The organism is Stenotrophomonas veracruzanensis (assembly GCF_032911525.1).
Classification (GTDB): Bacteria; Pseudomonadota; Gammaproteobacteria; order Xanthomonadales; family Xanthomonadaceae; genus Stenotrophomonas; species Stenotrophomonas africana.
This window is the reverse complement of sequence record NZ_JAWJTI010000016.1, coordinates 15,648-32,590: the sequence shown is the minus strand read 5'-3', so window position 1 is coordinate 32,590 and position 16,943 is coordinate 15,648. Positions and strand designations below refer to the sequence as shown.

General features: G+C 66.7%; 16 protein-coding genes. 9 read left to right on the top strand and 7 right to left on the bottom strand.

All coding sequences use genetic code 11. The features are described from left to right. Window positions 1–234 precede the first annotated feature (234 nt). The 6 genes from R1H25_RS11920 to R1H25_RS11895 are packed head-to-tail and all read left to right on the top strand — an operon-like array spanning window position 235 to window position 6,157. Complete coding sequence (locus R1H25_RS11920; RefSeq protein WP_317223684.1) at window positions 235–3,063, top strand: monovalent cation/H+ antiporter subunit A; 2,829 nt, start codon at window positions 235–237, stop codon at window positions 3,061–3,063. Further along, window positions 3,063–3,455: a Na+/H+ antiporter subunit C gene (locus R1H25_RS11915; protein WP_317223683.1), complete on the top strand. Its 393-nt coding sequence runs from the start codon at window positions 3,063–3,065 to the stop codon at window positions 3,453–3,455. Before R1H25_RS11920 ends, R1H25_RS11915 begins: the two co-directional genes overlap by 1 nt. Continuing rightward, window positions 3,452–4,987, top strand: a complete 1,536-nt coding sequence (locus tag R1H25_RS11910; RefSeq protein WP_317223682.1) for a monovalent cation/H+ antiporter subunit D — start codon at window positions 3,452–3,454, stop codon at window positions 4,985–4,987. Before R1H25_RS11915 ends, R1H25_RS11910 begins: the two co-directional genes overlap by 4 nt. After that, a complete protein-coding gene (locus tag R1H25_RS11905) occupies window positions 4,984–5,490 on the top strand; it encodes a Na+/H+ antiporter subunit E (RefSeq protein ID WP_049448446.1) in 507 nt (168 codons plus the stop codon). Before R1H25_RS11910 ends, R1H25_RS11905 begins: the two co-directional genes overlap by 4 nt. Beyond that, window positions 5,487–5,771 (top strand): K+/H+ antiporter subunit F, encoded by a 285-nt coding sequence (locus R1H25_RS11900; RefSeq protein ID WP_005411334.1) that lies wholly within the window; start codon window positions 5,487–5,489, stop codon window positions 5,769–5,771. The genes R1H25_RS11905 and R1H25_RS11900 overlap by 4 nt, the downstream gene beginning before the upstream one ends. Continuing rightward, window positions 5,768–6,157: a Na+/H+ antiporter subunit G gene (locus R1H25_RS11895; RefSeq protein ID WP_317223681.1), complete on the top strand. Its 390-nt coding sequence runs from the start codon at window positions 5,768–5,770 to the stop codon at window positions 6,155–6,157. The genes R1H25_RS11900 and R1H25_RS11895 overlap by 4 nt, the downstream gene beginning before the upstream one ends. A 131-nt stretch (window positions 6,158–6,288) precedes the next feature. Here the strand turns inward: R1H25_RS11895 and R1H25_RS11890 are convergent, their stop codons facing one another. Both R1H25_RS11890 and R1H25_RS11885 read right to left on the bottom strand, forming a co-directional pair. Beyond that, window positions 6,289–7,254 (bottom strand): sodium:calcium antiporter, encoded by a 966-nt coding sequence (locus R1H25_RS11890; RefSeq protein WP_317223680.1) that lies wholly within the window; start codon window positions 7,252–7,254, stop codon window positions 6,289–6,291. A gap of 72 nt (window positions 7,255–7,326) precedes the next feature. Then, window positions 7,327–7,983, bottom strand: coding sequence for a hypothetical protein (locus R1H25_RS11885; RefSeq protein WP_317223679.1), 657 nt, complete (start codon window positions 7,981–7,983; stop codon window positions 7,327–7,329). Window positions 7,984–8,108: 125 nt separating this feature from the next. Here R1H25_RS11885 and R1H25_RS11880 point away from each other — a divergent pair, with 125 nt between their 5' ends. Then, window positions 8,109–8,660: a hypothetical protein gene (locus tag R1H25_RS11880; protein ID WP_317223678.1), complete on the top strand. Its 552-nt coding sequence runs from the start codon at window positions 8,109–8,111 to the stop codon at window positions 8,658–8,660. A gap of 85 nt (window positions 8,661–8,745) precedes the next feature. Here the strand turns inward: R1H25_RS11880 and hmgA are convergent, their stop codons facing one another. Together hmgA and hppD are read right to left on the bottom strand one after the other, a co-directional pair. Then, on the bottom strand, window positions 8,746–10,044 hold the full coding sequence (gene hmgA, locus R1H25_RS11875; RefSeq protein WP_049448452.1) for a homogentisate 1,2-dioxygenase: 1,299 nt from the start codon (window positions 10,042–10,044) through the stop codon (window positions 8,746–8,748). A gap of 102 nt (window positions 10,045–10,146) precedes the next feature. Further along, window positions 10,147–11,259 carry a 4-hydroxyphenylpyruvate dioxygenase gene (gene hppD / locus R1H25_RS11870; protein WP_317223677.1) on the bottom strand — a complete coding sequence of 371 codons (1,113 nt, stop codon included), beginning with the start codon at window positions 11,257–11,259 and terminating at the stop codon, window positions 10,147–10,149. A gap of 129 nt (window positions 11,260–11,388) precedes the next feature. Here hppD and R1H25_RS11865 point away from each other — a divergent pair, with 129 nt between their 5' ends. Next, window positions 11,389–11,883 (top strand): MarR family winged helix-turn-helix transcriptional regulator, encoded by a 495-nt coding sequence (locus R1H25_RS11865; RefSeq protein ID WP_014648685.1) that lies wholly within the window; start codon window positions 11,389–11,391, stop codon window positions 11,881–11,883. Window positions 11,884–12,259: 376 nt separating this feature from the next. Next, window positions 12,260–13,315, top strand: a complete 1,056-nt coding sequence (locus tag R1H25_RS11860; RefSeq protein ID WP_317223676.1) for a PDDEXK nuclease domain-containing protein — start codon at window positions 12,260–12,262, stop codon at window positions 13,313–13,315. A 31-nt stretch (window positions 13,316–13,346) separates the two neighbouring features. Here R1H25_RS11860 and R1H25_RS11855 read toward each other — a convergent pair whose 3' ends face one another. The 3 genes from R1H25_RS11855 to R1H25_RS11845 form a co-directional block, all read right to left on the bottom strand. Beyond that, window positions 13,347–14,486: a hypothetical protein gene (locus R1H25_RS11855; RefSeq protein ID WP_317223675.1), complete on the bottom strand. Its 1,140-nt coding sequence runs from the start codon at window positions 14,484–14,486 to the stop codon at window positions 13,347–13,349. A 289-nt stretch (window positions 14,487–14,775) separates the two neighbouring features. Then, window positions 14,776–15,381, bottom strand: coding sequence for a thioredoxin family protein (locus R1H25_RS11850; protein WP_057501378.1), 606 nt, complete (start codon window positions 15,379–15,381; stop codon window positions 14,776–14,778). A 19-nt stretch (window positions 15,382–15,400) separates the two neighbouring features. Further along, complete coding sequence (locus R1H25_RS11845; protein WP_317223674.1) at window positions 15,401–16,900, bottom strand: peptide MFS transporter; 1,500 nt, start codon at window positions 16,898–16,900, stop codon at window positions 15,401–15,403. Window positions 16,901–16,943 lie beyond the last annotated feature (43 nt).

The following is a 16,943-nucleotide window of genomic DNA, read 5'->3' as shown; positions in this document are numbered from 1 at the left end:
CCCACGTCCCGCCCGCCGACGGCAGCCCCTGTGGGACAGGGCCTGCGGTCCCCCTGCGTGGGCGTAGGGTGTCCCCCGAGGGCAACCGGGGAGGACTGCAGGAACGTGATGCTGCACCGCAGAAAAAATGAATCAGCGAACGTTACATGCAATTGATCGCTGTTCGATGGGTTTCGGCGACATTTCGCGGCCTGTTATCCTCCCTGACCTGCTCGTGAATCATGGATTCCCTGCATGCTCCCCAGCCTGCCCCTGCTGCTGGCCCTGCCATTCCTGATGGCAGCGGCTGTTGCGGCCTTCCCCCGTAGTTCGCGCTCGACTGCTGCCTGGCTGGCGGCGCTGGCGCCGTTGGGCGGACTGGCCATCCTCGGCTGGCTGACCCCGTCCGTACTCGACGGCCAGGTGGTGCGGACGATGGTCCCTTGGCTGCCGCAGATCGGCCTGGACTTCACCCTGCGCCTGGATGGCCTGGCCTGGATGTTCGCCGGGCTGGTGCTGGGCATCGGCGCGCTGGTGGTGCTGTATGCGCGCTACTACCTGAGCCAGCAGGACAACGCGCACCGCTTCTACTGCTACCTGCTGCTGTTCATGGGCGCCATGCTGGGCATGGTGCTGTCGGGCAACCTGCTGTTGCTGATGATCTTCTGGGAAATGACCAGCATCAGCTCGTTCCTGCTGATCGGCTTCTGGTCGCACCGCCAGGACGCCCGTGAAGGCGCGCGCATGGCGCTGGTGATCACCGGCGGCGGCGGCCTGGCGCTGCTTGGTGGCGTGCTGCTGATCGGCCGCATCGTCGGCAGCTTCGACCTGGACGTGGTGCTGGCCGCCGGCGAGCAGATCCGCGCCAGCGCGCTGTACCCGTACGCGCTGTTCCTGGTGCTGGCGGGCATCTTCACCAAGAGCGCGCAGTTCCCGTTCCACTTCTGGCTGCCGCACGCGATGGCCGCGCCGACCCCGGTCTCGGCCTACCTGCACTCGGCCACCATGGTGAAGGCCGGCGTGTTCCTGCTGGCGCGCCTGCATCCGGCGCTGGCCGGCAGCGACCTGTTCTTCTACACGGTCAGCGGCATCGGCGCGCTGACCCTGCTGATCGGCGCCTGGAACGCGATCTTCCAGCACGACCTGAAAGGCCTGCTGGCCTACTCGACCATTTCCCATCTGGGCCTGATCACCCTGCTGTTCGGCCTGTCCACGCCGATGGCGGTGGTGGCTGGTGTGTTCCACATCCTCAACCACGCCACCTTCAAGGCTTCGCTGTTCATGGCCGCCGGGATCATCGACCACGAGACCGGCACCCGTGACATGCGCAAGCTGGGCGGCCTGCGCAGGCTGATGCCGTTCACCAGCGCACTGGCGATCATCGCTTCGCTGGCGATGGCCGGCATCCCTCTGCTCAACGGCTTCCTGTCCAAGGAAATGCTGTTTGCCGAGGCGATCACGGCCGGAGGCCCGGGGATCATGCGCACGGCGGTGTCGATCGCCGCGTTGCTGGCTGGCGTATTCGGGGTGGCGTACAGCCTGCGCTTCGTGCACGACACCTTCTTTGGCCCCGGCCCGCACGACCTGGACCGCGTGCCCCACGAACCACCGCGCTGGATGAAGGTGCCGGTGGAACTGCTGGTGGTGATCTGCGTGGCGGTAGGCGTGGCACCCGCACTGACCGTGGCGCCGGTGCTGCATGCCGCTGCGGCCTCGATCCTCGGTAGCGCCATGCCCGAGTACAGCCTGGCGGTATGGCACGGCTTCAACCTGCCGCTGGCGATGAGCGCCATCGGCGTGGTCGGCGGCGTGGCGCTGTACTTCGGCCTGCGCAAACTGATCAACCTGCACGCGGTGACCAACGTCAGCACTGGCCGCAACGTGTTCCACGCGCAGCTGGACGCGATCTCCGCGCTGGCCATGCGCCTGACCAACGGCATCGCCAACGGCAGCCTGCAGCGCATGCTGCTGGGCCTGGTGCTGGTGGCCATCGTGGTCGCGGCCGCGCCGTTCGTGGCCAATCCGGCCTCGCCGAACTGGACCGCGCCACAGCCGATCCCGCTGCTGGGCTGGGTGCTGTGGCTGGTGATGATGGCCTGCGCCGTTGCCACCCTGCGCATCTACAAGCAGCGCCTGCTGGCGGTACTGCTGGTGGGCGGCGTCGGCCTGATGGTGGCGCTGACCTTCGTGTTCCTGTCCGCACCCGACCTGGCCCTGACCCAGCTGCTGGTGGAAATGGTGACCCTGGTGCTGATGCTGCTGGGCATGAACTACCTGCCCGCGCAATCCGGGCCCGAGCGGCCGCGCTGGCGCAAGCGCCGCGATGCAGTGATCGCGATCATCGCCGGCGCCGGCATGGGTGCGCTGGCCTATTCCGCGATGACGCTGCCGCCCAACACCATGGCCGGCGAGATGCTCGCCCGTGCCCTGCCCGAAGCGTATGGGCAGAACGTGGTCAACGTGATCCTGGTCGACTTCCGCGGCTTCGATACTTTCGGCGAGATCACCGTGTTCGGTATCGCCGCGCTGGTGGTGCATGCCCTGCTGCGGCGCACGCGGATGGCGCCGGAGCAGATCATGCCCGGCCCGCCGATCAAGCTGCCGGTGCCGGCCGACTTGGCGCAGATCATGTTCCCGCTGACGCTGACCGTGTCGATCTTCCTGTTCCTGCGCGGCCACAACGCGCCGGGCGGTGGCTTCATCGCCGGCTTGGTGCTGGCGGTGCCGCTGCTGATCCAGTACGTGATCCAGGGCACCGCGTCGGTGGAATCGCGCTTCGGCTTCGACTACATCCGTTGCATCGGCATGGGCCTGCTGATCGCCCTGCTCAGCGGCAGTGCCTCGATGCTGTTCGGCGTGCCGTTCCTCACCAGCGGCCACCTCGACCTGCACCTGCCGCTGATCGGCGACGTGCCGTTGGCCAGCGCGATTGGTTTTGACATCGGCGTGTATCTGGTGGTGTTCGGCGGCGCCATGCTGATGCTGTCGATGATGGGCACGATCAAGCCGTCGCGTACCCGCACTGCCCGCAAGGGTGAGATCGACCTGCAACGCCGTTCGGCCCGCACCGGGGAGATGCACTGATGGAACTGGCCCTGGCGACCGCGATCGGCGTACTGACCGCCATCGGCATCTACCTGCTGCTGCGTGCGCGCAGCTTTGATGTGATCCTCGGCATGACCTTCCTGTCCTACGCCACCAACCTGCTGATCTTCGCCGGTGGCCGCGTGGTGCTGGGCAAGGCGCCGGTGCTGCAGGAGGGCGTGGACAGCCACCTCGGCAACTACACCGACCCGCTGCCGCAGGCGCTGGTGCTGACCGCGATCGTGATCGCCTTCGCGATGACCGCCGTGAGCATCGTGCTGGCCATGCGCAGCCGCAGCGACAACCACAGCGACCATGTGGACGCCCACGAACCGGATGACAACCTGCAGGATGAGCGCGTACCGCCGCGCCAGGGCGAGGACCGCGCATGAACCATCTGGTGATCCTGCCGATCCTGATTCCGTTGCTGGGTGCTGCGCTGTCGCTGTTCGTCGAACACCGCCGCTATGGCCCCAAGGTGCAGCGCGCGGTGGCCTGGACCGCGCTGTCGGCGCTGGCGCTGGCGGTGGGCCTGCTGTTCGCGTCGACCGCAGGCGGTGACATCAACGTCTACCTGCTCGGCGACTGGCCGTCGCGGCTGGGCATCGCGCTGGTGGCCGACCGGCTGTCAGCGTGGATGCTGCTGACCACCCTGCTGCTGGCCATTCCCTGCCTGCTGCACGCCTGCTCGGGCTGGGACCGCCGCGCTCCGCACTTCCATGCACTGTTCCAGTTCCAGCTGGTCGGCCTCAACGGCGCGTTCCTGACCGGCGACATCTTCAACCTGTTCGTGTTCTTCGAGGTGATGCTGATCGCCTCCTACGGCCTGCTGCTCAGCGGTGGCCGCGGCCTGCGCATGCGCATCGGCCTGCACTACGTGGTGTTCAACGTCACCGCCTCGACCCTGTTCCTGATCGCGCTGGGCCTGCTGTACGCCACGCTGGGTTCGCTGAACATGGCCGAGTTGTCGCAGCGCATCGCCGAGGTGCCGCCGGCGCAGCTGACCCTGGTGAAGGCGACGATGGGCCTGTTGCTGCTGGTGTTCTGCGCCAAGGCCGCGCTGATGCCCCTGTACCTGTGGCTGCCGGAAGCGTATTCGCGCGCACCGGCCGCAGTGGCTGCGCTGTTCGCGATCATGACCAAGGTCGGCCTGTACTCGGTGCTGCGCATCCAGATGCTGTGGTTCGGCGACGACGCCGGCGCGATGGCCGGCTATGGCCGCGACTGGCTGCTGTGGGCCGGCGTGGCAACGCTGGTGCTGGGTGGCCTTGGCGCATTGGCCGCGACCCGCCTGCGCGTGTTGATCTCGTACCTGGTGATCGTGTCGGCAGCCACGCTGTTCATCGCGTTCTCGGTGGGCACGCCGCGGGTACTCTCCGCCGGCCTGTACTACCTGCCGCACAGCAGCTTCGTCGCTGCCGCGCTGTTCCTGATCGCCGACCTGATCCGCCGCCGTCGCGGCGGCGCCAGCGACCGCAAGGAAGTGGTTGCGCCGATGCCGGGCAAGGAAACGCCGGCGGTGCTGTTCCTGATCGGCGCGGTGTCGGTGGCCGGCCTGCCGCCGCTGTCGGGCTTCCTGGCCAAGGCCGCGCTGCTGGCCGGCATGCCGGCGCAGTACACCGTCCCGGTCTGGACCGCCGTGCTGGTCAGCAGCCTGCTGGTGATCATGGGCCTGACCCGCGGCGGCATCCGCCTGTTCTGGCGCGTGCCGCCGGTCGATCCGGAAGCACCGAAGCCGCGCAAGGCCCGCCTGCGCCGGGTCGAGCTTTACGCGGCCTGCCTTCTGCTGGCCTACGGCATCGGCATGACCCTGGCCGCAGCACCGCTGATGCGCTACACCGACGCCACCGCCGCACAGCTGCTGCAACCCAGCGAATACGTGCAGCAGCTGCGTGCGACCACGCCGGAGATCCGCCAGCCATGACTGCCCAGCGCTCCCTGTTCCGTCGCCTGATTCCCTCGCCGATGCTCAGCATCATGGTGGTGGCGTTCTGGCTGCTGATGTCCGACAGCTTCACCCTCGGCCAGATCGTGCTGGGGCTGCTGCTGGGCCTGGTGGTGCCGCTGTTCGCCGCACGCCTGGACCGCGAATTCGCCCGCATCGGCACCCTGCGCCCATTGCCGAAACTGCTGTGCGTGACCCTGTGGGACATCCTGATGTCCAACATCCGCGTTGCCCTGCAGGTACTGGGCCCGGAGAAGAACATCCACCCGGGTTTCATCTGGCTGCCGCTGGACATCGCCAACATCCACGGCATCGCCGCGCTGACCAGCATGATCACGCTGACCCCGGGCACGGTCTCGGCCGCGCTCAGCGACGACCGCAAGTTCCTGCTGGTGCACGTGCTGCACCTGGAGGACCCACAGGACCTGATCGATACGATCAAGCGCCGTTACGAGGCGCCGTTGATGGAGATCTTCCCATGACCGGTTTTGAAGTCATCCAGACCACGCTGGTGGTGTGCATGCACGTGGTTGGCCTGGCCATGCTGCTGGCCACCTGGCGCCTGCTGCGCGGGCCGACCGTGCCCGACCGCATTCTCGCGCTGGACACGCTGTCGGTGACCGCAATCGCCGAGCTCATGCTGTTCGGCATGTACCTCAACTCGCCGATCTACTTCGAGGCGGCGCTGATCATCGCCATGCTCGGCTTCGGCAGCACCGTGGTGCTGAGCAAGTTCGTGCTGCGCCGGGACATCGTCGAATGATCACCGCGATCCAGATCGGCCTGTCGATCCTGCTGCTGTTCGGCTGCTTCTTCATCCTGGTCGGCGCACTGGGCCTGGTGAAGCTGTCCACGTTCTTCAAGCGCCTGCACGCACCGACCAAGGCCACCACGCTGGGCGTGGGCTGCGTGCTGGTGTGCTCGGTCTGCTACCACATCTTCCTCGGCCAGGACCCGCAGCCACGCGAGCTGCTGATCACCGTGTTCCTGTTCATCACCGCGCCGATCAGCGCACACATGATGGCCAAGGCCGCGCTGTCGCTGCTGATGGAGACCCGCCCCACCCTGCCGGGTAACGAACGTGCCGCCGAGGAGCAGCTGCCGCCGCCGGAGCCGGTGCGGGAAGAAGAAACCACGCAGAACCGGTAATTCCGGTAGAGGCCGACCTTGGTCGGCGCTTTTTCCCCGAGTGCCAACCAAGATTGGCCCACCGGGTGATCGGTGGTGGGTGCCGACCGTTGGTCGGCACGAAATCAACCGCATCCACGCATGGCGTGGATCTACAACACCGGTGCGCCCACCAGCAGCAGTTCCAGCACGAACCAGCCGACGAACGCGACCAGCAGGATCGCGCCTTCGCCACGGCTGATCTTCAGGTCGCCGCGCAGCATCGGGTACAGCACCAGCGCGAACGCCAGCAGCGCCGGCAGTTCCAGGCGCACGAACGAGGCCGGCAAGGCCAACGGCTGCAGCACCGCCATCGCCCCGATCACCAGCAGCAGGTTGACCACGCTGGAGCCCAGCACGTGGCCCAGCACCATGTCGCCATGACCACGGCGTGCGGCAGCGATGGCGGTGGCCACCTCAGGCAATGCGGTGCCGACTGCTACCGGCAGCAAGCCCACCAGCAGCGGCGTCCAACCCAGGGCTGCACCGAAATCCGCTGCGGCCCCCACTACCAGGCGTGCGCCCCAGTACAGGGCCAGCGCCGCGATCAGCACCCGCAGCACGTTCAACGGCAGGCTGGTGCGGCTCACTGCGGATTCGGCAATGGCCACCTGCACCTCCTCACTCTCGCTGCGACCACCGCGCAGCAGCAGCACCTGCACCACGATGAAGCCGGCCAGCAGTACGCCGCCTTCCCAGCGTGCAAGGCCGCCATCAAGCCCGAACAGGATCAGCAGCACGCCGGCCGCCAGCAGCGACCACCACAGCACGGTCTGCAGGCGCGCGCGCAGCAGCAGGGGTGCAGCCATGGCCGCCACCGCCAGGGTCAGGCCCAGGTTGACGATGCTGCTGCCCACCGCGTTGCCCAGTGCCAGCTCCGGTTGAGCCACCGCCAGCGCGCGTGCGTTGACCGCCAGTTCCGGCAACGAGGTGGTTATCCCGAGCAGCAGCAGCCCCGCAGTGAACGCGCTGGCCCCAAAGCGCTGGGCCAGACCGGACACGGCCTTGACGATGGAGTCCCCGCCCAGCGCCAGCAGCAGCAGGCCGAGCAGGAACCAGGCAATGGCAATGGCGATCATCGAGCACTCCCCAGCAGTGGTGCCGCGATTCTACGCTTGGCCCGCGCGCGTGGCTGGGCCGTGGATCAAGGATCAGCCACAGCCTTCGGCATAGTCGACCTGCGGGGTCTTCCCTACCCGCCATGCGCCGACTCTGCCGTCCGCGCCGAGCGCGAAGTCGATCACCGCATCGCCTTCCTGCGCCGGCCGCACGCGCAGGTGCTGGGCCTTCTCATCGTACTTGTCGGGGCCGACATCAGCGCGCTCGGGGTACAGCACCTGCAGCTCACCCAGAGTCATGCCGACCTTGCCGCCACCTGGTGCCGTGATGGCTGCGCTGCGCACGTCGTAGCGCACCAGCTTGCGGCCTTCGATCATCAGGTGTGGATCCTCGGCATTCTGCGGGCGCAGGAAGTAGCAGCCGTCGTTGCTGTCGTGGGCCGGCAGCGGTTTGCCGCCCGCGTCCGTGCCCAGCCCCTGCAGTGGCGTTTCGAAACCGCTGCGGATCTCGGCGATGCCAGCGCCCAGCTTCGCGCCGGCGAAGCCGTCCAGCCGCGCTGGGCTGTCCTTGCGGAGGTCGTTCGCTGGGCGGGCTGCCAGATCAGGATCCGTCGACTGGGCTGGTCCGGTCGCCGAGGCGGTTTCTGCCGGGGTATCGCTACCGCTGCCAGCCGCCCCCTGCTTGTCGGGGCCGGCACTGCAGGCGGTGAGCGAAAGGAGCAACAGACCAGCAATCGGGAGGTGCTTCATCGGTGCGGTTCCCTGGCGCGAAGATGGGTGCACGCTAGCGCAGCGCACGTGCAGATGCTGCATTGTCATCGCGGTTTCATCGCCTTCGTTCAGGCTCGGCGTGCACCGACTTGGCTGTCCCTTCCATGCAACCGCGCAAGACCGACCTCGCCCGAACCGCGCTGCAGGCCCACCGCGCGCCGCTGGACATGCGCCAGCGCCGGCTGCTGATCCTGTGCGACGGCCAGCGCAGCATCGCCGAACTGACCGGCCTGCTCGGCCCGGAGGCGCCGGCGATGGTCATCCAGCTGGTGCAGGCCGGCTACCTGAGCACCGGCCCGGCAGCGGCGGCCCCCTCCCCTCCAGCCGTTGCCGGGCCGGCCGGGGCCGCATTGGCGCAGGCGCAGGCGCAGGCGCCGGCAGCGCCTGCCGCCACGCCGGTCGAACGCCGCCGCTCGCTGGTGGCCGCGCGAATCTACATGCTGGGGATCCTGGAGATGCAACGTCACCCGCAGGCGGCGGCATTGTTCCGCGACCTGCAGCAGGCACGCGCCGAGGAAGACGTGCTGCAGCGGCTGCAATCGGCGATGCAGATGCTGCCCGGGCTGACCTCGGATGGCTATTGCCAGCGCGTGCGGCAACGCCTGCTGGAGGCGCTGCCGCTGGAGCATTGCGACGCGTTCGTTGAGATCGCTTGAAGAAAAAAGGGGACGGAGGGGATTAAGCCGCAATCAGCACACGTGTGCCTGAAACGACTTAATCCCCTCCGTCCCCTTTTTCGGGTCAACGGAAATTGTTGCGCAGGCCGTTCCAGCACTGCTGGTAATCGCCTTGGCGATGGCCCGCTGCCAGCGCCTGTGCGGTCGGGCGGATCACCGCGCGGGTCTCGAACATGAAGGCCATCGTGTCCTTTATCACATCGGCCTTGGACAGATCGGCACTTGAGGCCTTGTCGAAGGTCGGCGCGTCCGGGCCGTGACCGCTCATGCAGTTGTGCAGCGACGCGCCACCCGGCACGAAGCCTTCGGCCTTGGCATCGTAGGCGCCATGCACCAGGCCCATGAACTCGCTGGCGATGTTGCGGTGGAACCACGGCGGGCGGAACGTGTTCTGCGCCACCAGCCAGCGCGGCGGGAAGATCGCGAAGTCCATGTTGCTGGTCCCCGGCGTGTCGCTGGGCGAATGCAGCACCAGGAAGATCGACGGATCCGGGTGGTCGTAGCTGATCGAACCGATAGTGTTGAAGCGACGCAGATCGTAGCGGTACGGCGCGTAATTGCCGTGCCAGGCCACCACGTCCAGCGGCGAATGGTCGATCGGCGCACGCCACAGGCGGCCTTCGAACTTGGCGATCAGCTCAAAGTCGCCATCGACATCCTCGAACGCCGCGTGCGGGGTTTCGAAGTCGCGCGGGTTGGCCAGGCCGTTGGAACCGATCGGGCCAAGGTCGGGCAGCTTCAGCAGCGCGCCGTAGTTCTCGCAGATGTAGCCGCGGCTCGGGCCATCGGGAAGTTCGACACGGAAGCGCACACCACGCGGGATCACCGCGATCTGCTGCGGCTCGATCTCGATCACGCCCAGTTCGGTCAGCAGGCGCAGCGCGCCCAGCTGCGGCACGATCAGCAGCTCGCCATCGGCGTTGTAGAAGTAGCGGCCGACCATGTCGCGGTTGGCGGCATAGAGGTGGATGCCCACGCCGGCATGCGCGTCGGGCGAGCCGTTGCCGCCCATCGTGTACAGGCCTTCGACGAAGTCGGTCGGCAGCTCCGGTAGCGGCAGCGGGCTCCAGCGCAGCTGGTTCGGCGAGGCCGGCTGTGCGCCGAAATCACACTGCAGCTGCGACTGCGCGAACGGGGTGAACTCGCCGTGGGTCACCGCCGGGCGGATCCGGTACAGCCAGCTGCGGCGATTGCTGCCACGCGGCGCGGTGAAGGCGGTGCCGGTCAACTGTTCGGCGTACAGGCCGTGGGCCACCTTCTGCGGTGAGTTCTGCCCGACCGGCAGCGCGCCGGCGACGGCCTCGGTGGCGAACTCGTTGCCGAAGCCGGACTGATAGCCGCGGGCGGTGATGGCGGGGGACATGGGGGCTCCTGGGTGCGGCGAGACCGGAACGGAAAGCAGCCGAGCATGGCTCGGCTCTACAGATGGGCAGGCGCCGGGACTGGCCCGGCGCTACCGATGACCTTACAGCACGCCGCGGCGGATCTGGTCGCGCTCGATGCTCTCGAACAGCGCGGTGAAGTTGCCTTCGCCGAAGCCTTCGTTGCCCTTGCGCTGGATGATCTCGAAGAAGATCGGGCCAATGCAGTTCTGGGTGAAGATCTGCAGCAGCTTGCGCTGGTGGGTTTCCGGATCGGCGTCGATCAGGATCTTGTTCCTGGCCAGGCGCGCCACGTCTTCACCGTGGTTCGGCACGCGCTGGTCGATCACGTCGAAGTAGGTCTCCGGCGTGTCGAGGAAGTCCACGCCCTGCGCACGCATGGCTTCTACGGTCTCGTAGATGTTCTCGGTGAAGCAGGCGATGTGCTGGATGCCCTCGCCCTTGTACGCGTCCAGGTACTCGTTGATCTGGCTCTTCGGGTCGGACGATTCGTTCAGCGGGATGCGCACGATGCCGTCCGGCGCGGTCATCGCCTTGGACACCAGGCCGGTCTTCAGGCCCTTGATGTCGAAGTAGCGGATCTCGCGGAAGTTGAACAGACGCTCGTAGTAGTCCGACCACTGCTGCATGTTGCCGAAGTACAGGTTGTGGGTCAGGTGGTCGATGAAGGTCAGGCCGAAGCCCACCGGGTGCAGGTCGGCACCGGCGATCGGCTCGTAGTCGCCGTCGAAGATGCTGCCGGCGCTGCCGTAGCGGTCGACCAGGTACAGCATGCAGTCGCCGATGCCCTTGATGACCGGCGCGCTGACGGCCTTGCTGTCCGGCTTGAAGGTGATGGCTTCGGCGCCGTTGCCCAGCGCGGTCTGGTAGACCTCCTGGCCCGGCTTCTTGAAGCGGATGGCGAAGCCGCAGGCGCACGGGCCATGCTTTTCGGCGAAGTCCGAAGCGAAGGAATCGGGGTCTTCATTGACCAGGAAGTTGACGTCGCCCTGGCGATAGACGGTAATCGGACGCTGCTTGTGCTTGAGCACCGCGCTGAAGCCCATCTTCCGGAAGTACTCGTGCAGCTCCTGGCCACGGCCGGCCGGGGCGGCGAATTCGACGAACTCGAAGCCGTCGATGCCCATCGGGTTCTCGAAGGTGGTGACCTGCATGCCGGGGTTGGGATGCGAGGCGGTCGGGACTGCGGTATTCATGGCGTGGCTCCGAATCGGTACCGCATCGGTACAAACCAGGTGCGGGCAGGTAGGGACCCGGCGAGAATGCAGGGTCTGGACCCACCCCTTATAGTTACACTTGAAACCACCAGCAAGGTGCACCGCAACATGAGCCCCGCCGATCCCGTTTCGACCCGCCTGCGTGCCTCGCACGTCCTGCTCGACCTGGAACAGTTCCTGCCTTACCGGCTGAGCGTGCTGTCCAACCGGGTCAGCGGCAACATCGCCAAGCTATACGGCGATCGTTACGGTCTGGCGATCCCCGAGTGGCGGGTGATCACCATCCTGGCGCTGTACCCGGGCTCCTCGGCCAGCGAGGTCTCCGACCGCACGGCGATGGACAAGGTAGCGGTCAGCCGCGCCGTGGCCCGCCTGCTGGAGCGCGGCTTCATCAAGCGCGAGACCCACGGCGACGACCGCCGCCGCTCGGTGCTGGCGCTGTCGGCAGCCGGCTTCGAGGTGTACGAAACCATCGCCCCGATGGTGATCGAGATCACCCGCAAGCTGATGTCGGTGCTGAGCGAGGAGGAAGAGCAGGTGCTGGAGAAGCTGATCCTGCGCTTGGCCGGCGAAGGCTTGGAGCGGATGGGCGAGGGGGTCTGAAAGAAAAAGGGGACGGAGGGGATTAAGTCATTTTGGGCCCCAAATCGCCGGTGCCCACCCTGTCCGGCGGAACAGTGGCGGGGCGATTGTCGTCCTCCCCCTTTGATCTGACGGGACCCGCTCTCCAGCGGGCTGTGGGCCGACTGCAAACGAGGCCATCGAACGCATTCACTTCACGCAGATCCCGTCCTGAAGTGTCGCCTTCGCCCACCGGCATTTCCGCATTGGCCCGATACGGCCCGTTTCCGCGAGGCTGGTGTATCGAAAGGGGCTGATCCAGTGGATTCTCCTATTGGACTGTCCGTGTGTACGGCCTGACGGTAAACGTTCAACGGGTATCAGCCCGGCCATGGATCCACATCGGACGGGCTCCCTCATGGATGACTCGCGTTCAACGCTGCCGCATGGCCAGGAATTGCTGGCCGATCTCAGAGAGCTGATCTGCGCGGCGCGCAACAGGATGCACAGGGCCATCAACGCCGAGCTCACTCTGTTGTACTGGCGAATCGGGCGTCGCATCCATGTGGACCAGATGGCTGGGCGACGTGCGCGCTACGGAGAGGTCCTCTTCACCCGGATAGCAAAGGCGCTGACGACCGAATTCGGTACCTCCTTCGGTGAGAAGAGCCTGCGCCGGATGGTGCAGTTCTCCACCGCATTTGCAGATGAGCAGATTGTCGTATCGCTGATACGACAATTGAGCTGGACCCACTTCATCGCGCTGATCCCACTGGCGGATCCGCTCAAGCGCGACTTCTATGCGCAGATGGCCGCCACCGAGGGCTGGAGTGTGCGCACATTGCGCCAACGCATCGATTCGATGCTGTACGAGCGCACGGCGCTTTCCAGTCAACCAGAGCAGACCATCGCCGATGAGTTGGCAGCACTGCGCGGCAACCAGCAGCTGTCTCCGGGGCTGGTACTGCGTGATCCCTACGTACTGGATTTCCTTGGCCTGAGGGACAGCTGGGACGAGCAGGACCTTGAAAGCGCGATCCTTCGCGAGATGCAGGGCTTCCTGCTCGAACTTGGCACGGGTTTCAGTTTCGTCGCCCGCCAGAAGCGCATCCAGATCGACGGTGATGACTTCCACCTGGACCTGCTGTTCTACAACCGGCGTCTGCGCAGGCTGATCGCCATCGAGCTGAAGATCGGCGAGTTCAAGCCCGCCTACAAAGGGCAGATGGAACTCTATCTGCGATGGCTGGACCGCTACGAACGTGAGGACGGCGAGCAAGCGCCGTTGGGCATCATCCTCTGCACAGGGAAGAAGGCCGGCCAGATCGAATTGCTGGAGCTGGACCGGTCAGGCATCCATGTTGCGGAATACCTGACCACCCTGCCCTCTCGTGAGGTCCTCAAGCAAAGATTGCAGACCGCCATGGAGCGGGCCCGGCAACAGTTGCAGACCGCGGCACCCAGCCCTCCGTAGATTCACGCCCTGCGTGGATGGCGCCCACGCCTCAACTCAGATGCTTGCGGCGCGCATGGATCCACGGCACCGCCAGTGCGGCAATGGCACCGCCGGCGAAGCCGAGCGAGGCGGCAACCGTGGCCGCTTCGACCGCCCCCGGCAACGCCAGCGCGGCAGCTACGAGCAGCAGCGACGGCAGGCCGACGAAGGTGCCCAGGAAGAAGTGCCAACGCGGTGACCAGGTGTTGAGCTGCAGCAGGCTGACCGGCTGCCAGGCTTCCGAGGCGGCCTCTTCGGCGATCTTCGCCACGGCCCTGCCCAGATCTACCTCCGGCAGCGCGCGCCCCTGGCGTGCGGTCGCCAGCAGCTCGGCCACGGCCTCCACCGGCGGGAAACTGGACGGCCACGCAACCGGCGCCGGCACGCCGTAGGCGGTCAGCACCGGCACGCTCAGCCACGGCGCTACCAACGGGCGCATGCGGCGGCGACCATGCACGCACCAGATCTGCGGCTGGCCGTGCGCGGTGACGCTGTACAGCGCCAGTTCGTTGGCCGGCGGATAGCCGAGCATGGTCACCCGCGCCGCCAGGCTGTCCTGGCCCATCGCACGCAGGAAACCCGGGCGGCTGCGCCCTTCCTGCATCCACGCCAGGCCGAGTGCCCCCACCAGATACGCCTCGGCCACGTCCTTGCTGCCGGCGGTGGCGCGTTCGTCACTGGCCAGGTACCAGGCCAGCGATTTCGGTTCGGCGACATCCTCCAGGCCCCAGCGGCTGTCGTCACCGAGCACGTGGCGCACTGGCAGCCGCGCCGGCGCGGTCTCGCCACGCTCGCCTGGCTGCAGGAACGGCAGCACGCCCTGGATGAAGGTGGACAGTTCGATCGCGCGCACGCCATGGCCCTGCCATTCCGGTGGCAGCAACCCGGCCAGCTGGCCGTCGGCGGCCAGCGCATCAAGACGCGCCTTCTGTTCGACCAGCTTCTGCACCGCACCTTTCAGCACTACGTTGTCGGGCAGCGCGATCTGCGGCAGGCGGTGGCGCGGCGGCGCCAGTTCGACGGTTTCCTCGCCGGTACCGGCGTCATCCAGCAGGGCCTCCTGCGGCGGCAGGGTCACGCCCTCGCCTGCCCCAGCCTCGGCCAGGTTGCTGGCAGGTTCGGGCAGTCGTTCGGCGTGGTCGCTGTGCATGGGCGTTCCGGTAGGTTGCGTCGACGGGGCGTCGACTGAGGTCCTTGCCGGTAACGGCGTACATGCAGTGAAGTTGAGACGCCGATTCGAAGAGTGTGACGGCGCGCGCAGTAGATCCGCGCGAGGCGCGGATGCGCCACAGTGCCGACCAACGGTCGGCACCCACCGGAGTTGGCGGCCAGCGGTCGGCACCCACCCGAGCATGCCGACCAACGGTCGGCATCCACCGGGGTTGGCGGCCAGCGGTCGGCACCCACCCGAGCATGCCGGCCAGCGGCCGGCACTACCCCTATTCCGGTTTGTCAGGTGCCCACTGCTTGAGGAACGCGGTCACGCGCGCGGGCTGGAAGGCTTCGCCCTTGCGCAGCTCTCCGGTGGCCTGCGATACCAGCAGTCCGCCATCGGCATCGAGCACGAGCAGGTACGGGTAGTCGCGCTCCATCATCGGGAACTGGGCGAAGAAGGCGGTGTTGGGTTGTTCGTCGCTGGCGTTGACCTTCACCCACACGTAGTGGGCGTCGCGGAAGCGGCGCAGGTCGCCGTTGCCTTCCACCACCTCGTCCAGCGCCCGGCAGCGATCGCAGGCGGCGTTGCCGACCTCGAGCAGGATACGCTTCTTGCCGCGCTGGGCTTCCACCTTGGCGGTGGCCAGATCGTCGGCGGGGTCGCGGGCCGGGTCGAACTGCGCGCCGAGCCCGGCGATGGCGGCGATATCCGCCGCCACCGGGGTGTTGCCCGAGGCCACCGGTTCGCTGGGGTCAGCGACCGGTGGCTCGGTGGGTCGGGTATCCAGGGGCTGCGTAGGCTCGGCGGCGGCAGGCGGTTGCGGTTGGGAACAGGCGCCGATCAGCGCCGCACAGACCACCACTACCGCAGTACCGAGCTTGCTACGCATGCCTTCTACCCTCTCATCATTACTTGACGCCGTGCATCAGCTTGTTGATCAGCGGGGCAACCAGGAACAGCACCACGCCGGAGCCGATCAGGGCCCAGAACCCGAAGGTATACCCCTTCAGGGCCGACTCGACCGTCATGCCACCTTCACCACTGACCACGCCAGCGAAGATGCCCGACAGGTTGTTGCCGATGCCGGTGGACAGGAACCAGCCACCCATGCCGAAGCCGACCAGACGCACCGGGGCCAGCTTGGTGACCATCGACAGGCCGATCGGCGACAGGCACAGCTCACCCACCGACTGGATGACATAGACCATGAACAGGGTCCAGAACGGGATCTTGCCGTCCACGACCATCTGCGACAGGGCGAACATCAGCAGGGCGAAGGCGGCGCCGTTGAACAGCAGGCCCAGGCCGAACTTGCGCGGAATGGACGGATTGGCGCGGCCCAGGGCCACCCAGATCCAGGCGATGATCGGGGCCAGGGTGATGATCGCCACCGAGTTGACCGACTGGAACCACGCGGTCGGGAACGTCCAGTCACCCATCTGGCGGTTGACGATGTTCTCGGCCAGGAAGGTGAACGAGCTGCCGGCCTGTTCGAAGAACATCCAGAACATCACGTTGAAGGCGAAGATGATCAGCATCGCGATCACGCGGTCGCGCTGCACCTTGCCCTCGCGGATGCCCTCGACCAGCAGCAGGATGGCCAGCGCGGTGAACATCGCGCCCAGGATCCAGGCCAACGCGGTGGCGCCGGTGGCCAGCAGGAAGTACGCAACCGGGATGGCGACCACGGCACCGACCAGCACCATGATGATGCGGCCGAAACCTTCAGCACCGGCCGGCGGTGCACCGATGCCCTTCAGGCCGGCGCGACCGATGTAGAACCACACCAGCGAGATCAGCATGCCTACGCCGGAGGCGATGAACACGACCTTGTAGGACGGCATTGCATCGGTACCGAAGACCTTGCGGGCCAGGTACTCGGTCAGCACCGGGGCGATCATCGCGCCGATGTTGATGCCCATGTAGAAGATGGTGAAGCCCGAGTCGCGGCGCTCGTCCTTCAGGCCGTACAGCTTGCCGACCATGGTCGAGATGTTCGGCTTGAACAGGCCGTTGCCGACGATGATCGTGGCCAGGCCGAGCTTGAAGATGTGCTCCTGCGGCAGCGAGATCATGAACAGGCCAGCGGCCATGATGATCGCGCCGGTCAGGATCGAGCGCTGGTAGCCCAGTACCCGGTCGGCCACGTAGCCGCCGAAGATCGCTGCGGCATACACCAGGGCCAGGTAGGCGCCGTAGATGCGGCTGGCGTCGCCTTCACCGGCAGCGCTGCCGTTGTAGAACTGGGCAACGATGTACAGCACCAAGGCCCAGCGGATGCCATAGAACGCAAAGCGCTCCCAGAACTCGGTCATGAACAGCATCCACAACGGACGCGGATGGCCCATCGTGGTCTTGAAGTCCGGCAGCGCCGGCTCTGGGGTGTTCGCAGTGGCGTTTAGGCTCATGCGGATTTCCTGGTTCGGTGGATGACGAGCACGTCCGGTGTGC

Bases quoted from the DNA above. Each gene is read 5' to 3' on its own strand.
- R1H25_RS11910 (WP_317223682.1), top strand. From the start codon at position 3,452: ATGAACCATCTGGTGATCCTGCCGATCCTGATTCCGTTGCTGGGTGCT.
- R1H25_RS11880 (WP_317223678.1), top strand. From the start codon at position 8,109: ATGCAACCGCGCAAGACCGACCTCGCCCGAACCGCGCTGCAGGCCCAC.
- hppD (WP_317223677.1), bottom strand. From the start codon at position 11,259: ATGAATACCGCAGTCCCGACCGCCTCGCATCCCAACCCCGGCATGCAG.
- R1H25_RS11900 (WP_005411334.1), top strand. From the start codon at position 5,487: ATGACCGGTTTTGAAGTCATCCAGACCACGCTGGTGGTGTGCATGCAC.
- R1H25_RS11855 (WP_317223675.1), bottom strand. From the start codon at position 14,486: ATGCACAGCGACCACGCCGAACGACTGCCCGAACCTGCCAGCAACCTG.
- R1H25_RS11890 (WP_317223680.1), bottom strand. From the start codon at position 7,254: ATGATCGCCATTGCCATTGCCTGGTTCCTGCTCGGCCTGCTGCTGCTG.
- R1H25_RS11850 (WP_057501378.1), bottom strand. From the start codon at position 15,381: ATGCGTAGCAAGCTCGGTACTGCGGTAGTGGTGGTCTGTGCGGCGCTG.
- R1H25_RS11860 (WP_317223676.1), top strand. From the start codon at position 12,260: ATGGATGACTCGCGTTCAACGCTGCCGCATGGCCAGGAATTGCTGGCC.
- R1H25_RS11865 (WP_014648685.1), top strand. From the start codon at position 11,389: ATGAGCCCCGCCGATCCCGTTTCGACCCGCCTGCGTGCCTCGCACGTC.
- R1H25_RS11845 (WP_317223674.1), bottom strand. From the start codon at position 16,900: ATGAGCCTAAACGCCACTGCGAACACCCCAGAGCCGGCGCTGCCGGAC.
- R1H25_RS11905 (WP_049448446.1), top strand. From the start codon at position 4,984: ATGACTGCCCAGCGCTCCCTGTTCCGTCGCCTGATTCCCTCGCCGATG.
- R1H25_RS11895 (WP_317223681.1), top strand. From the start codon at position 5,768: ATGATCACCGCGATCCAGATCGGCCTGTCGATCCTGCTGCTGTTCGGC.
- R1H25_RS11920 (WP_317223684.1), top strand. From the start codon at position 235: ATGCTCCCCAGCCTGCCCCTGCTGCTGGCCCTGCCATTCCTGATGGCA.
- R1H25_RS11885 (WP_317223679.1), bottom strand. From the start codon at position 7,983: ATGAAGCACCTCCCGATTGCTGGTCTGTTGCTCCTTTCGCTCACCGCC.
- R1H25_RS11915 (WP_317223683.1), top strand. From the start codon at position 3,063: ATGGAACTGGCCCTGGCGACCGCGATCGGCGTACTGACCGCCATCGGC.
- hmgA (WP_049448452.1), bottom strand. From the start codon at position 10,044: ATGTCCCCCGCCATCACCGCCCGCGGCTATCAGTCCGGCTTCGGCAAC.